This window comes from Wolbachia endosymbiont (group B) of Lycaena phlaeas (assembly GCF_947251875.1).
GTDB lineage: Bacteria > Pseudomonadota > Alphaproteobacteria > Rickettsiales > Anaplasmataceae > Wolbachia.
On record NZ_OX366392.1, the window covers coordinates 15,510 to 32,774 of the forward strand.

Below are 17,265 nucleotides of genomic sequence, written 5' to 3' on the forward strand. Positions count from 1 at the left end.
GAGGTAGAGGTGGTTCTGCCTCTTTTTTTTCATTTGAGAAGAGTTACGGTAATCTATCCCACACCTCAACTACATCCTCATCAAACTCTATTATCTTTGTTTTTTTAAACTGATAACAGTTGTTAATGAATTGAATCCCTAGATCTCCTATAAAAGGAGTGGCATCATTGCCTAAAATTTTACCACTGCGGCAGATTATCAACCTGTCAATTAAACTACACTTTAATAGTTCTGTAATTAACACTCCTCCACCTTCAACTAATAATCTTGTTATACCAATTTTTGAAACAAGTTTTGATACCATGTCTTTTAAGCAGACTTTGCCGATAACATCATGTTCCGATGTCATTCCAGCGCGTGACCAGTTTTCATTATGCAATTGCTTGAAGTTTTCTGGATCCCAGTGGCTGGGCACTGGGATGACAGGAGGTGTATTAACTATCAAATAATTAATATTTTTTATTTTTTCCTCTACTTCTTTATTTGTAATCACCCAAGTTGTTATTTTGTCTGCAGTCTTTGCAATATTATGCTCTTCCTGCAATTTTGCTTGGCTATCGATAATTAGCCTTATTGGCGACCTTTCTTCGAGTCCTGGTAATCTGCAAGTTAAGAGTGGATCGTCATTGATAAGGGTACTACTGCCAATCATAATTGCATCATATTTTGCTCTGAGCTCATGTACCCAATTTCTCGTATCTTCACTTGTTATCCATTTGCTATCTCCTGTAAATGTTGCGATTTTTCCGTCAAGAGTTGTCGCGATTTTGCAAGCTATAAATGGTCTATGGAGTTTCTTAGTGGTAAAAAAGCCAACATTTAGTTTCTCTGCTTCTTTCTGCATAATCCCTTGTTTTACTTCAATTCCTGCATCTGCTAAAGCTTTTATCCCTCTACCTGAAACCCTACTATCTGGATCAATTGTTGCAATCACCACCATTTTTATTCCAGATCTTATGATTTCTGCAGTGCAAGGTTCTGTAACTCCAAAGTGGCAGCATGGTTCAAGAGTGACGTACATAGTTGCACCATGAGTTAAATCTTTAGCATTTTGTAGAGCAATTACTTCTGCATGTGGACGTCCACCGATTCCTGTGCAGCCTTCACCAATTATCATACCATCTTTTACAATGATACATCCAACAGCGGGATTTGGTGCAACACTTCCAAGACTTTTTTCTGCAAGTTTTAATGCGATCGACATGAAATAATCATCGGTCATTAGAAAGAAGTCATTTCGTATGAGGTATCAAAAATTCTTCTGTGCTCGTGTATGGCAAATCTATCTGTCATACCTGAGATATAATCACATATTATTACTGAACGCTGAGATTCACAAGCAAGTTTGTTCCACTCTGTGGGTAATAACCTTGGGTTTTCATAAAAACATTGAAAAAGCTCCTGTACTATACGTTTTGCTTTGTTCATTGTTCTGGCCAGTTTATAACTTCTGTATATTTTTTCCATGTTGAATTTTTTCATCTCTTTTGTGGCATTTGCAACTTCTGGTGAAAATGTGACTAGCATATTATTCAAGCTCCTTACATCTTCTACACTTTTTATTTTGTGATCTTCAATATTTCTTTCGGTCTGAAAAACGACATCATTTATCATAATTCCTATAGTTCTACTCAGTGATTCATGTATGAGTTTGCTTTGAGCCAATTCTGAATATTCGCTTTTTACTTCTTTGAACATTTTGCCAATTAAAGGAACATCAAGCAAATCTGCGATGGTTACTAAATTTGCCCTGAGTGCATCATCAAGATCATGCACACTGTAAGCGATGTCATCAGCAATCGAAGCAACTTGTGCTTCAATGCTTGAAAATTCTTCAAGCTTTAGATCATATTTTTCATTGCATTCTAATAACAGCTGATTATTTGTTTGAGATACCGCATTTTGACCGAGTAAAGGACCGTTATGTTTTGCAACCCCTTCAATCACCTCCCAACTTAGATTCATACCATCAAAATCAGCATGTTTTTGTTCAAGATAAGTTAAAATCCTTATAGCTTGAACATTATGATCAAACTCATACTTCTCCTTATCAACTTGAACTAGAGCATTCTCACCTGTGTGACCAAATGGAGGATGACCAAGGTCATGTGCAAGCGCTATGCATTCGGTGATGTCCTCATCTAATCTGAGCCTGCGTGCGATGGATCTTGCAATTTGTGCAACTTCAAGGCTATGAGTTAGCCGAGTACGATAGTAATCATGCTCATAATTGATAAAAACTTGTGTTTTGTACCCCAATTTCCTAAACGCATTAGAGTGAATAATGCGGTCCCTATCACGCTGAAAGCAGCTGCGATTTTTGTCTTCTGGCTCTTTGAAATTTCTTCCTTTTGTTTTATTTGGAAAGCACGCGTAACTTAATAGAAAATTATTGTTTGACATGTAAAATTTCTACTATAATAGGTTATCAATAATGAACGGTGGTTGTTATGTCAACAGATTACAATATTAGCTTAACTGACAATGCATTAAGGAAAATCCACTCCCTTGTAGAACAGGAAGGAGATGAGAGTTCTGTTTTGCGGGTTGCAGTTTCAGGTGGTGGATGCTCTGGCTTCAAGTATAATTTTCTTATGGATCAAATAAATAAGAAGATGTCTTTGGGTGACGATTTTGACGATGATGAAGACGACGATTTTGACGATGACGAAGATAGCGAGGATTATAGAAGCCACTCCAGTTTTAGTGAAAAAGGTAAAGATATAGTAATTAATGATGAGAATGGAAACCCTGTGTTAATGGTTGATAATTGTTCAGCGAAATTTTTAAATAATTCAACTATAGATTATACTGAAGATCTAAGTGGTTCTGGTTTTCAAATCAAGAATGCTCTCGCTAAGTCTCGATGTGGGTGTGGTAACAGTTTCTCGGTCTAATTCTCCCTCCTGGATCTTTTTATAATATGGACAGTGATGTAGCACTAGAGCTAGCTTCTGTGAGTAAGAGCTTCAAAAAAAGTCCTGCTATTGTAGAAGATATCAATCTGAGTCTTACAAGAGGGCAAGTAGTTGCATTGATCGGCAGTTCAGGATCAGGAAAAACAACTATATTGCAAATTGCAGGCCTATTGGATAAGCCAACTTTAGGTGTAGTGACAATAGATGGAGTAAATTGTACGCAAGCCAGCAATAAATATAAAACTCATGTAAGAAGAAATTTTCTTAGCTTTGTTTATCAATTTCACTATTTATTACAAGAGTTATCAGTGTTGGAAAACGTTATGCTTCCTCAGCTTATTGCAAGAAGAAGCAAAGCTGAAGCAAAAAAAAAATCGCAAGCAATATTGGAAAAATTTGGTTTGGAAAGTAAAGCAAGTAGTATGGTATCTGAAATTTCTGGTGGAGAAAGGCAGAGGGTTGCAATTGCAAGAAGCATTGTAAACTCTCCAAAGCTTTTACTTGCAGATGAGCCAACGGGAAATTTAGACCCAACAAATTCTTTGAATGTATTTTTGCTGTTACATTCATATGTAAAGGAAAATAACAGCTCTATGCTTATAGTAACACACAACTATATCCTTGCAGAAAAAGCAGATCACATTTTTCAGTTAAAAAACCGATCATTAGTAAAGTTGTGAATGGAAGAAGCAATACAATACAAAGCTACCTATAACTTGTACTTATTTAACCAATGATCATTAACGGAGTATAATTCGCATGAAATGCCTTCATTGCTTTTTATACACGGACTCTTTAACTTACGCTGTTTACTTAGAAAGCATCCTGACAGCATAAATATCGCTAAAACGAGAAATAATAATTGCCTAAACATAACAAGACTTTTTTTATTTATATTAATACGTTCATTTCTCTCATTTGTAAAGTTAGGCATATTCTTTTACCCTTATCTCTTTTTTAACTTTTTTGGAGGAAGTGACTGCACTGTTTAAGCGTAGTTTTATATAATTATCTATAATTTGAGCTACTTCCTCTTCTTTATCCCTTAAAAAGTGGTTAGTATCGTCTACTATATGGTATTCCATATGGTTATTTTTTACCGAATTTATTAACCTTTGTGCTAATTCTGTTACATCGCTTTCTTCTGAAATTGTATCATTATTACTTTGTATTATAAGTCCAGGAACTGGGCAAGGAGAGAGAAAAGAGAAATCGTACTTAGTTGCTGGAAGAGAAAGGGCAACAAAACTTACTATTTCTGGACGGCGCATTGTCAACTGCATAGCTACCCATGCTCCAAAAGAAAAACCGACTATCCAAATTGGAACGTTGTTAGAGTTATGCTCCTGAAGCCAATCAATAGCTACTGCAGCATCAGTTAATTCTCCTATACCCTTATCAAAAGTTCCGGTAGATTTTCCGACACCACGAAAATTAATTGTCAATGCAGAAAAGTTATTATCGATAAAAGATTCATATATAGTATGTATAATCTTACTATCCATACTACCACCATATTGAGGGTGATGATGTAAAATTAGCACAACTGGTGCATTGGTATCTTTGCTTTGATGATATCTACCTTCTATCTTTTTTGTTGCATTATTTAAAAAGACTTCTACCATGATTGCTCCTAATAAAAACCTGTTTTGACAGGGCTTGATAATGTAAATTATTTATTAATTATGTATTAATTTCACTGTTTTTGCAATAAATTTTTTATCGTGTTAAAGTTAACATACATAATTGGTTAATGGTAAGTGACAAATAAGCCTGTGAGTTTATTCTCTCTGGAAGAAAGTAGTTGCGTGTATGCTGATTATAATGCAACTGCTCCAGTGAGTAAAAATGTAAAAAAAAGTATACTTGAGATTTTGTCAAAACAAACACTAAATCCATCATCTCTGCATAAAAGAGGACAAGAAGCGAGGAAGATTCTTAAAGAGGTAAGAGATAACGTACGTGATGCTCTTAGCATTCCAGATGATAAAGAAATAGTTTTTACGTCTGGTGCAACTGAAGCAAACAACCTCGTCATGAGAGGAATGAAAGGCTATCTGCATGTAATTTCAGCTACAGAGCATCCTTCAATTCTTAATTCTGCATGTAATCCACATATAATACCCGTTAATCAAGAGGGTATTGTTGACTTTTTAGAGCTAGAGAAAATTCTAAGCGAACTTGAAGGGAATAAAGTAATAATTTCAGTGATGATGGCTAATAACGAAACTGGAGTTATCCAGCCTGTTAAGGAAATAGCTAAAATAGCACATAAATTCGGGGCAATCTGTCACACTGACGCTGCTCAAAGTGTTGGGAAAATCAAAGTAAATATGGAAGATTTAGGAGTGGATTTACTTACTTTATCTGCTCACAAATTTGGTGGTATAGCAGGTAGTGGAGTTTTAATATTTGACAAAAAGCTTGTAATAGAACCTACTATAATAGGTGGTGGGCAAGAAAGAGGATTGCGTGGTGGTACAGAAAACATTGTTGCAATTGCAGGTCTTTCTGCTGCATTGCAAAACATTCCAGATCTTCTATCAAAAATGAATGAAGTGGAGAAGCTGCGTGATCAATTGGAGTGTGAATTATTAAGTCTTGTCAGTGATATCAAGATCTTTGGCAGAAATTCTGAAAGATTGCCAAATACAAGTTTTATTTATATGCCGAGGGTAAAGAATGATCTGCAGCTCATGCATTTTGACTTAAATAATATTGCAGTCAGCAATGGTTCTGCATGCTCTTCTGGAAAAGTTGGGCCTTCTCATGTTTTGCTTGCAATGGGAGCAACAAAAGAGCAAGCAGAATGTTCAATTAGAATCAGTATAGGTCCGGAGGTTAAACCGCGAGACATAGAAAAAATAGTGGATTGTTGGTATAGTATCTATAAGAAGAATGCTTTAGTAAATGCAAAAACTACTTTCACCATTCCCCTTAAATCATGATAGAGGGAATGGTGAAAGTAATTTCTATTGCCAGAGGTTGTTATAATAGTTAAATGCTGCTGAAAACCGATTTGCTTATAGTTATGGAAGAAATTCTCTAATTGCATACCACACCATTCAATTGTAGTATGTCATTTTATACTTGATAAAAACGCTGTATTGTATTATAATATATCATCAAGAGATAATAAGGAGTTACATATGTCTTATATGAAAAACGAACAGGATATTCGCTCTCAGGGCGTTTATTATAGTGCTGGACTCAGGAGTTACCTAACTAAAGTATACAATTATATGGCTTTAGCTTTAGGTGTTACAGGGCTTGTTGCGTTTTTAACAGTGTTTTCTGGTCTTTTCCAGGTGATTTATTCCAATCCTGTTCTATCGCTTGTGGTAATGCTATCTCCAGTTGCATTGGTGTTTTATATGTCTTTTAGGCTTCAACACCTAAGTGCTCAGTCAACACTTACTGTATTTTTTCTATTCTCAGTTTTAATGGGAATTTCTTTATCTCATATTTTTATAATTTATACTGCAGAAAATATAGCGAGAGCATTTTTCATTACATCGATCATGTTTGGTTCTATGGCTTTATATGGTAATACTACAAAAAAAGATCTTACCAGCATGGGTTCTTTTTTGATTATGGGAATCTGGGGGTTAATCATTGCATCTATAGTTAATCTGTTTCTTGGAAGCAGTCCTCTCTATTTTGCAATATCGTTTGTATCAGTGATAGTGTTTACTTTAATGACCGCATACGATGCTCAGAGAATCAAAGATGTTTATTATAGATATAATGATGGCTCAGAAGTTGCAACTACTAAGCTGGCAATACTTGGTGCAACTAATCTTTACTTTGACTTCATCAATATATTCCTCAATTTACTCAGGTTACTTAACTTGTTCAACAATAAGGATTAGATGATTTCCTTTTTAAGGGGAAACAATAAAAGTTCTATAGTTTTCCTCCTAATATCTTTAGTGGTATTGATGCTGTGTCTTGCATATGCTTCAGTACCGTTGTATAGCATCTTTTGTAAAGCTACTGGATATGGTGGCACAACGAGAAAAGTAACTAATGCAACAATAAATGCAACTGACCAAAAAATCAGGGTTCACCTTAATGCTGATATAATATCAGGTCTGCCTTGGGAATTTAAATCAGAAACTAACTACATCGATACAAATATAGGGCAACAAAGTTTAGTATTTTATTATGCAAAAAATTTATCTGATCAGCCTTCTTTTGGAATGGCAGTGTATAATGTCACACCTTTTAAAGCAGGTAAATATTTCAATAAAGTTGCATGCTTTTGTTTTGAAGAGCAAATGCTGCTACCAAAACAAAAAGCGGCTATGCCCGTATCCTTTTACGTAGACCCTGAAATAATGCGTGACAATAGTACAAAAGATTTAAGTGAAATAACACTATCATATACGTTTTTTAAGCTTAAATAACAAACCTTTGACTATTGTTGATTTAAATAATAGTTATGCAACAGATCTATTTAATTGGGCAGAAGCACTTATTTGTTTTTTGCACACTAAGTACTTGTATTGCGGTTTTTGGTATTGCGAATTCCCATTCTTCACTATTTGCTTTACAGGCATTCCAGTACTCAGTTAACTCTTTATTACTTTTTATAGAGTCTGGCATTTTACTGTGAGGTTTTTTTTCTAATGTATGCTCAATTAGAATTTTACAGCAATCCTTGGATTTCGTTGACTTATCTCTACCATATAATTTAGCAACATAGTCTAAAGCGGTATTTCCACCATAGTTTTCATTTGGGTTATCATTTACTCCCGCTTTTATGAGAGCTTTTAATATATCTGGAGAACGAGCCAAAACGCAGGCATGTAAATATCCTTTTTCATTTTGCACATTAGCTCCTGCTTTTATTAAAACTTGCGCTAAATTTGTTAAAGTGTATAATTTATAATTAATGGCAATAGAAAAAAGACTATCTATTGGAAAGCCATCATAATCTTTCAAGTCAAATTGGTGATTAATATCAAATCCTTTTTTTTCCCAAGAAGTATATAAATATTTACAATAATCTCTTTTTTTATCTGATTTTTGTATTCTATATTCTAACCTTTCTTTTATTTTTTTTATTACATTGTTAACATCCAAATCATTATCTTCATCCACTTTGCACAACACATTGAATAAAACACCATAAAGCCAAATTTCTCTGTTCATGATAATTTGTGCCTCAAAACTATTAACAATACGCTTATGTAGTGTATAAACTCTAAATAACATTTTGCAAAATATTAATTGCTAGATAACATAATTAAAGTTTTTGTCTTACATTTATCATGGTTAGAGCTATACAAATTAAAAAAACTGGGGGGCCAGAAGTATTAGAATTTGTAGATAAGAGCATAGGTGAGCCAAAAGATGAGGAAGTCTTAATACGTCATACAACTATCGGCTTAAATCGTTATGATTTAGAACACAGAAAAGGTACACGCAAAATTAAAGATCTGCCATCAGTACTTGGAGTAGAGGCAGTAGGAGTTGTTGAAAAGCTTGGTAAAAAAATTAGTGATGGACTTAAGGTTGGAGATAGAGTTGGATATTGCACAGCTCCTCCAGGGGCATATTGTGAAAAGCGCATTGTACACCAGAAATATTTGATAAAAATTCCGAATGATATACCTGATGAAGTTGCTGCTGCAGTATTGTTTAAAGGTATGACAGCTCACTATTTAGTTAATCAATCTTATAAAATCAGGCCTGGTGCTTTTGTACTAGTTCATGGAGCTAATGGTGGTTTGGGGCAAATAATATGCCAATGGGCAAAGGATAAAAAAGGTATAGTGATAGGTTCTATAAGCTCTGACGAAAAAATGAAGATAGCTTTACAAAGTGGCTGCACATACGCAATAAACTACAATGATAAAGACTTCGTTTCTAAAATCATGGAGATTACGAAAAATAGAGGAGTAGGTGCGGTGTATGACCCTATAGGTTACGCTACAAGCAAGCTCTCTTTTGAATCTTTAGGTAAGTTTGGCATATATGTTTCCTATGGGCAGATATCAGGTAATGCTCCTATTAATTTCTCTTTACTTAGTTCGCGTTCGTTATTTGCAGCTGGAACTTCGATATATCACTACAAGCACAATAGACTTACGTTAGTGCTTACTGCAATGGAAATTTTTGAAATGATAAGAAAAAAACTTTTAATTGTACGAATTAATAAAAAATATAAATTTGATGAAATAATAGAGGCTCATCGTGACATGGAAAATAGAAAAGTAAGTGGGCTAAATATTATCAAAGTTTCTTAAATAACTTAGTAACCTAAAATAATTATTCATTAAGTCATATCAACAAGAATTTCACATGGTTAATTTTCTTTTTGGGAGAGTTAAAAGCATACAGCTGTAGCTAAACTGACTGAGATTTTTATACCGGACTAGTTTGAAAAACTTGTCATTCTGCTACTCGTTAGTGGCGTGGTAATGCAATGTTTTATCTATAGATATTATGTTCACAGTAGTTTCAAAAGAAGCTGAGTAAATAAGTTATATTTCAAATTAGATTTGGTGTCACATCTAACATTATAAGTATTATCACTTCAATAGTATATGGAGCTGTTATTTTTCTTTTAAATGAATGCTTTTTTCTGTTTTACAATAGTTTTAGAGTTAGTACTTAGAAAGTTTACATTGCTTTATGAATTGTCTCTGTTGTTCTGATATATCCAGTAATCATAAGTTCTCCTTTAATGGCATTTTGTTCTCATATTTTATATACCATTACACTCTGGGACCATACATATAAGGCTAAAGTGTGCTGAAAGTCAATTAAAAACTCCAAAAAGAATAACATAGAAGTATTGACTATAATGTGTTAGTATGTTAGCCTTTATATAAGTTTTAATTAAAGAGATAAGGTTATGAGTGGTTTCCAAGATCAAGAATTTAAATCAAATCTGATATATGAAATGGCAATAGCAGGGATATCCTGTGGAATAGTGGGGGGGATAGTAGCAGGCTTAGGAGCTATTGATGGAATTTTTACAAATTACGCTATAAGCTCTATTTCTGGTTTGTCACCTCTTGTTGCAGGTGGAATGGTTGGTGTTGGGTTTCTATTATCATCGTTATATGCAATAGCTTTAATAGCAAAACTCTCAACTTCGGGCTTTAAGGACTCTTCAAAAGAAATAGTGCAAGCAATTGCGTGTACTGGTGTTAGATTTGGGATAGGAGCAGGATTGGTTGCTCTTGGCTTTACATCACCAGCAGCTATAGGTGCTTTAACTTTTGTAGTGAGTGTGATTGCTTGTATTCCTTTAAATTTCTTAATTGATAAAGCAATTGAGTGCTTTTTTCCAGAAGGAAATAAACAGCCAGGTAGCTCAGTTGATAGTGATGTGAAAATTGTTGGTGGGTATACGTGCAGGGAAGTATCTTAAGAAACGATAGATAGAAGTTTTTGAAGAGGATTTAGCTCATTTTTTTCATGTTAAGTATAATTGAATTATCCGCTCAAGTCCTAATCCTGCATAGCTAGTTGATTTTTCCATCCAAGAATCATTTTATTAGCTTGCCTCAATGTTTCAATAGAAGGCAAGTCTTCTGTGCTTAGTGGTAGACGAACAGTTTTGTGTTCTATAAGCCCAATGTCATGCAAGAGTGCTTTAGTAGGTATTGGATTGCTGGCAGTAAATAGAGTTTTGCAAGCTTGTTGCCAACTGTCTGCCTGAGGGTTCTCGCCACTCATGCATTGCTTAACATATTCATGTACTACACGTGGCCAAACATTGGCAGCAACAGAAACCAGACCAGCCGCACCCTTAGCAGCCATATCGGGTATCATATTATCATCTCCGCAAAAGACCTCAATATTTGGTGCAACTTTCTTATACTGAGTTAAAGTATCAACGGTGCCACTTGAATCTTTGATAGCCCAAAATTTTTCGTGGCTGGATAAGTTGCGTACAGTTTCAGCGTGAAGACTCACTCCTGCTCTTGATGGAATATTGTAAAGCATGGCTGGCACATGTGCTTTTTCAAGCAGCTTTTCAAACCATAAAGTTTGCCCCATGATTCCAGGCTTTGCATAAATGGGAGTTGTCATTAGATAGCCATGAATAGGCATACCCTTGCAAAAATCAAGCCATTCAAGAGTCTGATATAGATTCACTCCTGGTACACCAATTATAATTTTCGTATTTAATTTTAGCTCACATACAAATTCAACTAATGTGCGCTTTTCAGAATCAGTAAGTGATAAGCTTTCACCTGTGCTACCTAGCAACACTACACCATTTTCAGCTTCAGCTTGCATTGTTAGTAAACGCTGCAAGCTTTGGTAATCTATACTATCTCCACTGCAATTAAAAGGAGTAACACAAGCAGTCCATAAAAATGTAGATTTCAATTGAAGTTATTAAAATGGTATTTCATCATCGATTAGTTCGTCTTTTATATCGTTGTCAAAACTTCCGTGTTTATCTTTTTGTTCTGTTTCATTTTGTTTGTATTCACTTGGCTTGTAATCAGAGTTTGACATACTGTTGCGTGAATCTAAAAGGGTAAGGGCACTATTAAAGTTATATAGCACCACCTCTGTCGTATACCTTTCACTACCATTTTGGTCAGTCCATTTTCTAGTTCTCAGAGAACCTTCAACGTAAACTTTACTACCTTTCCGTGCAAAGTCTTTAACAATTTTTACTAGTCCTTCACTAAAAATTACAATATTATGCCATTCTGTCTTTTCAGAGCGCGTACCAGAAAATTTGTCAGTCCAACTTTCAGATGTGGCTATCGAAAAACTTGCCATCTCTTTTCCATTTTGTGTAGTCCTAATTTCAGGATCTTTTCCTAAATTACCAACTAATATGACTTTATTTATAGTACCACTAGACATAATTATGCTTTAAAATAAATCTCTTTATTATCTTATGTGAGAGTATTATTGTCAAATTTAATTAAAAACGCGCTTGGAGGGATTCGAACCCACGACCTTTGCCTCCGGAGGGCAACGCTCTATCCAACTGAGCTACAAGCGCAGATGTATTAGATTATTTAATAGATAAACTATCTAAATCAAATTTTTGTTCTGGATAAAGCGTAAACATAATACCTCCATGTCCAAAATGTACATTTTTAGAATTGCTTATCCGTTCTTTTGTTATCTTTTGGTTTACAGCCCATGAAAAAGTTACATAATTTTCAGTTACTGAGTGCACTTTTAAATCCTTAGTATTTATAAACAACTTTCCATTTACCCATATTTTCCATGTATCGGGGGAAAAGTATAAAATTGAATCTAAACTGACTACTTTACAATTGAAATTTTCTTCCTCTGTAACTCCTGAAGACTGTAAGTTAAACTTTTCCATCTCACTAACTATTCTATTAACCTGCTCTTCATCAAAAAAAATGCTTTTTATGCTACCATATTGCGATAAAGTACTCTCTGCTGCCTCTTTTATTATATCGTCTCGATCTATATAATAATTGTTGATAAAAAAACACTCCTTCGCACGCAAATTTGCTATATCAATGAAGTCATTTATTTCTTGATTTCCAACTTTTAAAATACTTTTTAAGTACTTCTTTTCTATAATCATTCCATCATTAGAATGATGACAGACCATTTCATCATTGCCTTGTCTTTCTATATATACACATAAATTTTCACTATTTAACCCCAATATTTTATGCTCAATAAAATCTTCATTACTAATATGCTGTTGGCAAGAATATTTTTTACAAATCCCTATATTTTCTACAAGATCTTCGCAATTGCAATATGCACTAACATTAAAAAACAGCAGCGTAAAAATAAAAAACAACTTTATATTCATCTACTTAATATGGTATACCAATCAAAAACTATACTAGCTCTCACTATCTCTATCATATTACCACTTAAAATCTGGTTTATAGCTGCAGAATCTATATTTCTCTGCTTATTCAAGGTAAGAGATCTGATCATAACATAACCAGGAAGATTTGGAATAGACTGTAGAAATAAAAAAATATGCTTATCGCTAATTGAGCTTAAACTTAGAACCACTTCACTTCTTATTACTTTTGTATGTTCACTTTTATTGTGGAGTTCAGCTTCTTCAGGTATAGAAATTGATATTTCAGGTTCTAACATGTAGTGTTTTTTATATAGCTTGTTAAGCTCAAAATTTAAATTTGTAATGTATCTGCTACTATGTAAGTTTGAAGAAGAAATTCTTTTCCATAAATCTAGGTTTTTATTTAGAACGACTTCTTTCTTTTGAATTTCAATGATCTGTAAATTAATAGAGCGTATTTCCTCAGCTGCAGTTTGATTTTTATTATAAACCTTTTTGTTATAGATAATAAAACACGTTGATAACCCTATTAATACAATAGATAACAATAAGTAATATATGCACTGAATTGTAGCTTTTCTTTTTAGTTGAGAGATAGTCATCAATCTACATTGCCTCTCCTATTTCAACATCAATAGATAGATTTTTCTCTTTAGTAGTAGGTAAGCTAGAGATACTAATATCATGAGTACGGAAATTATCGTTTAAATTTTTCTGTAGTTTCTCGTATTGATAAGAAATGTCTTTACCAGATTGAAAATTAAACCTTAAAGTTGTGGTAATATAACTTTTTGCCTCATTATAATTCCACTCAAACGATTGAAGCTCTACACCTGGTACTTTTAACTTTTCTGCATACTTAATTTGTGTAAGGGGAGAGTACTCTATTTTTGATAAAATATTATTTATATTAATAAAATCGTAAACTTCATCTATCTTTTTTACATTATAGATTTGGCTAAGTTTTATTAGTTTGTTATTTAAAGCACTCCGCGTTGCAGATAAATTATCAGCAACATTAAAATTTGAATACAAATTTTGCAAACAAAAGGCGTTAATTACAACTAAAACCAAGAGTAGGTATAGAAAAATTTGAGGAGAATTTAAATAAAGATAATTAAATAGATAAAATTCTTTAGTTTCTTTTGTGTTAAAAATATTTATTGGCTTATTCTTAAAGCTGTGAAACAAAATTGTAGTATCACAAAAGCTATCTTTTTCGCTTATAGCTAATTCTGCCCCCAATAGTTTACCCAGCTCATATGGAGTCAATATGTTCACACTATTCTCTGAAAAATTTATAACTGATAAACTAGATTTAATAGCTTCTGATACTATAATGCAGAGGTCGACAGGGTCATTTTTTTCAAATCCAAACTTAGTTAAAGATTGAATTGTATTTTTCACTTCCTGATATATTTCACCAGCAATGATTCCTGGTAAATTATCATTAGTAAATGGTATTAAACGTGTAAATATCATTTTGTTCTCTTTAAGAACCACTTGTCTATAGCCACCTGTTTTAGTTGCAGCAACTATAATTTTCCAGTTACTAGGATCTTTGTGTAGAATCTTTTTTGCTATACTGACTAGTTCTATAGGAAACATTAATATTCCTTTAAAGTTAGAGCCTATTTCAACAAACACGTCCAACCAATATTCTATTAAATGATTTGCTTTTGATGAAACAAATAGATACCACCAGTTTTGATTAAATTTATTCGGCTTTTCGACCAAGAGAATAGAATTTATATCGTTATTATGAGCAAAATGCTCTACTTTTGTTTTTGCTGATAGATAAGCACTAATCCTATTTACTCTTGGGATAGACTGTAGCAAATAGTTCTGATCAGTGTGATTGAGAACCAGATATAAGGGTGCTTTTTTATCTGATGAAAGACATGAAATTAAGTCAGAAACAGCTTTATTATTTTTGTCCTTAGCAAAATATCTTTTATTTAAAGTATCATTTTTAAAATATAGTAACATTGTGCCTTCTTTTCCTATAGAAAGCATAAACTTACTTTTGGGTTTTGACCCAAACATATTAACAAAGTGTATACTCATCTAGAATTAAAAAGGTAATTTATTGAAATTCATTAAACATTAGATGACAATATTACTTATATTATAAGTTTTTGATAAAATTAGTAGTAATATTAACCCTTTTGTATGATGAAGGTTTTTTATATTTGTGCTAGACACAACTTAACCTGACAAACGAGGATTAATTATATCTCAGCTTGATATTTTATTCTCCAACAGACTGAAAATTGAATTGAGCTAAAGACTTGATTTGACGCACGTTGTTGCACATTACCATTTAGTATACTTGAACTGAACATTTTCAGTGAATCCATCTGGCATGACTGAAACTTTTGTATTCATATTTATTTTTAAGTAATTTACTAGCTCATCAACTAATATATCAGGAGCAGAAGCACCTGCAGTAATTCCTATTTTTTCTGCGCCCTGCAACCAATTTTTGTTCATACATTTATAATTATCAATCAAATAGGCTCTTTTTCCTGTGGAAATGCACAGGTCTAATAAACGGTTTGAATTTGAACTGTTTTTGCTTCCTACAATTAACACTACGTCTGTAATTTTAGCCAATTTTTTAACAGCGTTCTGCCTATTTTGTGTTGCATAGCATATATCTTTTAAGTCGGGGCCTGTAATGCTTGGAAATCTGAGCTTCAGTGTAGCAATAATTTCTTTGGTATCGTCAATACTTAACGTGGTTTGTGTTACATAAGATAAATTATCTGGATCTTTGATTTGTAAATTGTATACGTCTTGCATAGTTTGCACTAGAGATATAGGATTACTTACTCTTCCTATAATTCCTTTAACTTCTGGATGATTTTCATGTCCAATTAGAATTAATTCTTTACCACTATCCTCATACCTTTTTGCCTCTTTATGTACTTTGCTAACTAATGGACATGTTGCATCAATCACTTGAACACCCTTTCTTTTTGCCTCATCCTCTATACTTTTCGACACTCCATGTGCACTGAAGATCAATATTCCTCTATTGTCTTTAATGTCTTCTATGCTGCTTACAAAAACCACTCCTTGTTTCTTAAAGCCCTCTACTATATATTTATTATGAACGATTTCGTGTAGTACATAAACTTGGCGTTCATTTTTGTATTTCTCTAAAGTGATTGCTAATATGTCTACAGCTCTTTTAACACCTGCACAGAAACCGCGTGGTTCAGCTAAGATAATCTCCATTTTTTAAGTAAGTATGTAAACATTGCTAAAAAGTAAGCTCCGCTCACTATGTTTCATATCATGACTGCTTTACTATAATTTCAAATTTATCATTACCAAGATTCTTATTAATATACCAGGAACCGTCATCTTTAATTACAAATTCGGGACTCTTGAGGTCTCTTTTTATTGTCTTTCCATCTTGGCCATCCATAGCAATATGGATATCGAATGTAACGATGTCTATATTTACCATGGCTTTTTTCCCACTGTGTGAATTTAGACTAAACTTGCCCAACATGACATCATTAATACTCACTTCTCCTGCATAAGTATCACACTGACCATCTACACAACACTCACTTTCAATATAAAAAAGATCTGACATATTTATATCTATAAAAAAAAGAACTAAACTTACATACTAAATATAGCTTATCATTAATAAGCAATTACAGATTACTTTGGCTACAACAATAATGCAACAGACATAATTAATTGTATAAGAAACTACACTTTAGAGAAATGGTTGTTTGGTTTTTTTATTAATTTTTTTCACCATACTGTCAATCATGTGTTTTATTCCTTGATATACAGAGTGTGTACTTTCGTCACTACGCATATAAGCAGAGCAGGAAAATATATTATGCTTTTCGTCTTCTATTGATAGCTTTGTATCGCATGTTATATGTTCGCCGCCGAGCTTCTCTATCAACTGGTCTTTGTCGTCTCCTATAGTTACCTTAATCTTACTTTCTTCTTTACCTATCTTGCTATTTAAAATTAAAACAATAATGGCTGGAGATATACATATAGTTCCTATTGGCTTTTTTGCAACAAAGAACTCTGAGACTAATCTTTCAAACTCAGGCATTACTGTTTTATTTTCAGCTAAGTCAGATAAATTTTTCGCAACTCCATATCCACCAGGTACGACTAGCATGTCAAAATTTTCAGCTTTAGCTTCTCTTAAATCATTTATCTCACCTCTTGCAATTCTTGCTGCTTCTACAAGTACATTCCTTTTTTCTTTTACCGCCTCTTTTGTTTTGTGATCCATAACTTGTGTGATATTGATATCAGGTGCAAAACATTTAACATCCACTTCCTGCTGATCAAGCACAAGCAAACTTAAAACTGCTTCTCTCACCTCTGTGCCGTCGAGGTGGCCGCATCCTGATAACACCACAGCAGCTCTTAATTTTTTCTCACCCATAAAATACCTTGATTTCATATAATCTAGGTATTGTAATACAAATTCCATATTTGGAAAGGAGTAATTATTTTATGTCAATTATAATATAATTAATAATTAGTATATATAATGAGGCA

General features: G+C 33.4%; 20 protein-coding genes and 1 tRNA gene. 7 read left to right on the forward strand and 14 right to left on the reverse strand.

What is annotated here, in order from left to right; genetic code table 11:
• Positions 1-43 precede the first annotated feature (43 nt).
• Both ribD and OPR37_RS00080 read right to left on the reverse strand, forming a co-directional pair.
• Entirely contained in the window at positions 44-1,222 is a 1,179-nt protein-coding gene (ribD, locus tag OPR37_RS00075; protein WP_264375156.1) for a bifunctional diaminohydroxyphosphoribosylaminopyrimidine deaminase/5-amino-6-(5-phosphoribosylamino)uracil reductase RibD, read from the reverse strand.
• Positions 1,222-2,403, reverse strand: a complete 1,182-nt coding sequence (locus tag OPR37_RS00080) for a deoxyguanosinetriphosphate triphosphohydrolase (protein WP_064085387.1) — start codon at positions 2,401-2,403, stop codon at positions 1,222-1,224. The genes ribD and OPR37_RS00080 overlap by 1 nt, the downstream gene beginning before the upstream one ends.
• A gap of 47 nt (positions 2,404-2,450) precedes the next feature.
• Here OPR37_RS00080 and OPR37_RS00085 point away from each other — a divergent pair, with 47 nt between their 5' ends.
• Positions 2,451-2,897 (forward strand): HesB/IscA family protein, encoded by a 447-nt coding sequence (locus OPR37_RS00085; RefSeq protein ID WP_019236790.1) that lies wholly within the window; start codon positions 2,451-2,453, stop codon positions 2,895-2,897.
• Positions 2,898-2,923: 26 nt separating this feature from the next.
• The gene (locus OPR37_RS00090; RefSeq protein WP_019236789.1) at positions 2,924-3,598 is read left to right on the forward strand and encodes an ABC transporter ATP-binding protein; all 675 of its coding nucleotides are present in this window, start codon (positions 2,924-2,926) and stop codon (positions 3,596-3,598) included.
• A 29-nt stretch (positions 3,599-3,627) separates the two neighbouring features.
• On the opposite strand, the gene OPR37_RS00095 is transcribed toward OPR37_RS00090, so the two are convergent.
• Together OPR37_RS00095 and OPR37_RS00100 are read right to left on the reverse strand one after the other, a co-directional pair.
• On the reverse strand, positions 3,628-3,852 hold the full coding sequence (locus tag OPR37_RS00095) for a type IV secretion system protein VirB7 (RefSeq protein ID WP_264684897.1): 225 nt from the start codon (positions 3,850-3,852) through the stop codon (positions 3,628-3,630).
• On the reverse strand, positions 3,845-4,543 hold the full coding sequence (locus OPR37_RS00100) for an alpha/beta hydrolase (RefSeq protein ID WP_007302230.1): 699 nt from the start codon (positions 4,541-4,543) through the stop codon (positions 3,845-3,847). Before OPR37_RS00100 ends, OPR37_RS00095 begins: the two co-directional genes overlap by 8 nt.
• 135 nt (positions 4,544-4,678) lie before the next feature.
• On the opposite strand from OPR37_RS00100, the gene OPR37_RS00105 reads away from it, so the two are divergent.
• From OPR37_RS00105 to OPR37_RS00115, 3 genes are all read left to right on the forward strand, one after another.
• On the forward strand, positions 4,679-5,866 hold the full coding sequence (locus OPR37_RS00105) for a cysteine desulfurase family protein (protein ID WP_007302229.1): 1,188 nt from the start codon (positions 4,679-4,681) through the stop codon (positions 5,864-5,866).
• A gap of 201 nt (positions 5,867-6,067) precedes the next feature.
• Positions 6,068-6,790, forward strand: coding sequence for a Bax inhibitor-1/YccA family protein (locus OPR37_RS00110; protein WP_007302228.1), 723 nt, complete (start codon positions 6,068-6,070; stop codon positions 6,788-6,790).
• Positions 6,791-7,327, forward strand: coding sequence for a cytochrome c oxidase assembly protein (locus OPR37_RS00115; RefSeq protein ID WP_010407017.1), 537 nt, complete (start codon positions 6,791-6,793; stop codon positions 7,325-7,327).
• A 46-nt stretch (positions 7,328-7,373) separates the two neighbouring features.
• Here the strand turns inward: OPR37_RS00115 and OPR37_RS00120 are convergent, their stop codons facing one another.
• Positions 7,374-8,075 carry an ankyrin repeat domain-containing protein gene (locus tag OPR37_RS00120; protein WP_214303448.1) on the reverse strand — a complete coding sequence of 234 codons (702 nt, stop codon included), beginning with the start codon at positions 8,073-8,075 and terminating at the stop codon, positions 7,374-7,376.
• Between the two features lie 119 nt (positions 8,076-8,194).
• On the opposite strand from OPR37_RS00120, the gene OPR37_RS00125 reads away from it, so the two are divergent.
• Positions 8,195-9,172: a quinone oxidoreductase family protein gene (locus OPR37_RS00125; RefSeq protein ID WP_007302226.1), complete on the forward strand. Its 978-nt coding sequence runs from the start codon at positions 8,195-8,197 to the stop codon at positions 9,170-9,172.
• Between the two features lie 611 nt (positions 9,173-9,783).
• A complete protein-coding gene (locus OPR37_RS00130) occupies positions 9,784-10,305 on the forward strand; it encodes a hypothetical protein (protein WP_264376661.1) in 522 nt (173 codons plus the stop codon).
• A gap of 80 nt (positions 10,306-10,385) precedes the next feature.
• Here OPR37_RS00130 and dapA read toward each other — a convergent pair whose 3' ends face one another.
• The 9 genes from dapA to elbB all read right to left on the reverse strand — a co-directional run bounded on the left by dapA (position 10,386) and on the right by elbB (position 17,149).
• Positions 10,386-11,273 carry a 4-hydroxy-tetrahydrodipicolinate synthase gene (gene dapA, locus OPR37_RS00135; protein WP_264376660.1) on the reverse strand — a complete coding sequence of 296 codons (888 nt, stop codon included), beginning with the start codon at positions 11,271-11,273 and terminating at the stop codon, positions 10,386-10,388.
• Between the two features lie 9 nt (positions 11,274-11,282).
• Complete coding sequence (gene ssb, locus OPR37_RS00140; protein WP_006014313.1) at positions 11,283-11,765, reverse strand: single-stranded DNA-binding protein; 483 nt, start codon at positions 11,763-11,765, stop codon at positions 11,283-11,285.
• Between the two features lie 68 nt (positions 11,766-11,833).
• Positions 11,834-11,907 (reverse strand) — tRNA-Arg (locus tag OPR37_RS00145).
• A gap of 12 nt (positions 11,908-11,919) precedes the next feature.
• Positions 11,920-12,708, reverse strand: a complete 789-nt coding sequence (locus OPR37_RS00150; protein WP_052264933.1) for a hypothetical protein — start codon at positions 12,706-12,708, stop codon at positions 11,920-11,922.
• The gene (locus tag OPR37_RS00155) at positions 12,705-13,313 is read right to left on the reverse strand and encodes a hypothetical protein (RefSeq protein ID WP_264376659.1); all 609 of its coding nucleotides are present in this window, start codon (positions 13,311-13,313) and stop codon (positions 12,705-12,707) included. Before OPR37_RS00155 ends, OPR37_RS00150 begins: the two co-directional genes overlap by 4 nt.
• A gap of 4 nt (positions 13,314-13,317) precedes the next feature.
• Positions 13,318-14,757, reverse strand: coding sequence for a hypothetical protein (locus OPR37_RS00160; protein WP_179943893.1), 1,440 nt, complete (start codon positions 14,755-14,757; stop codon positions 13,318-13,320).
• A 270-nt stretch (positions 14,758-15,027) separates the two neighbouring features.
• Complete coding sequence (ispH, locus tag OPR37_RS00165) at positions 15,028-15,954, reverse strand: 4-hydroxy-3-methylbut-2-enyl diphosphate reductase (protein ID WP_007302221.1); 927 nt, start codon at positions 15,952-15,954, stop codon at positions 15,028-15,030.
• Positions 15,955-16,012: 58 nt separating this feature from the next.
• A complete protein-coding gene (locus tag OPR37_RS00170; RefSeq protein WP_007302220.1) occupies positions 16,013-16,321 on the reverse strand; it encodes a hypothetical protein in 309 nt (102 codons plus the stop codon).
• A 129-nt stretch (positions 16,322-16,450) separates the two neighbouring features.
• Positions 16,451-17,149, reverse strand: coding sequence for an isoprenoid biosynthesis glyoxalase ElbB (gene elbB / locus OPR37_RS00175; protein WP_264685038.1), 699 nt, complete (start codon positions 17,147-17,149; stop codon positions 16,451-16,453).
• Positions 17,150-17,265 lie beyond the last annotated feature (116 nt).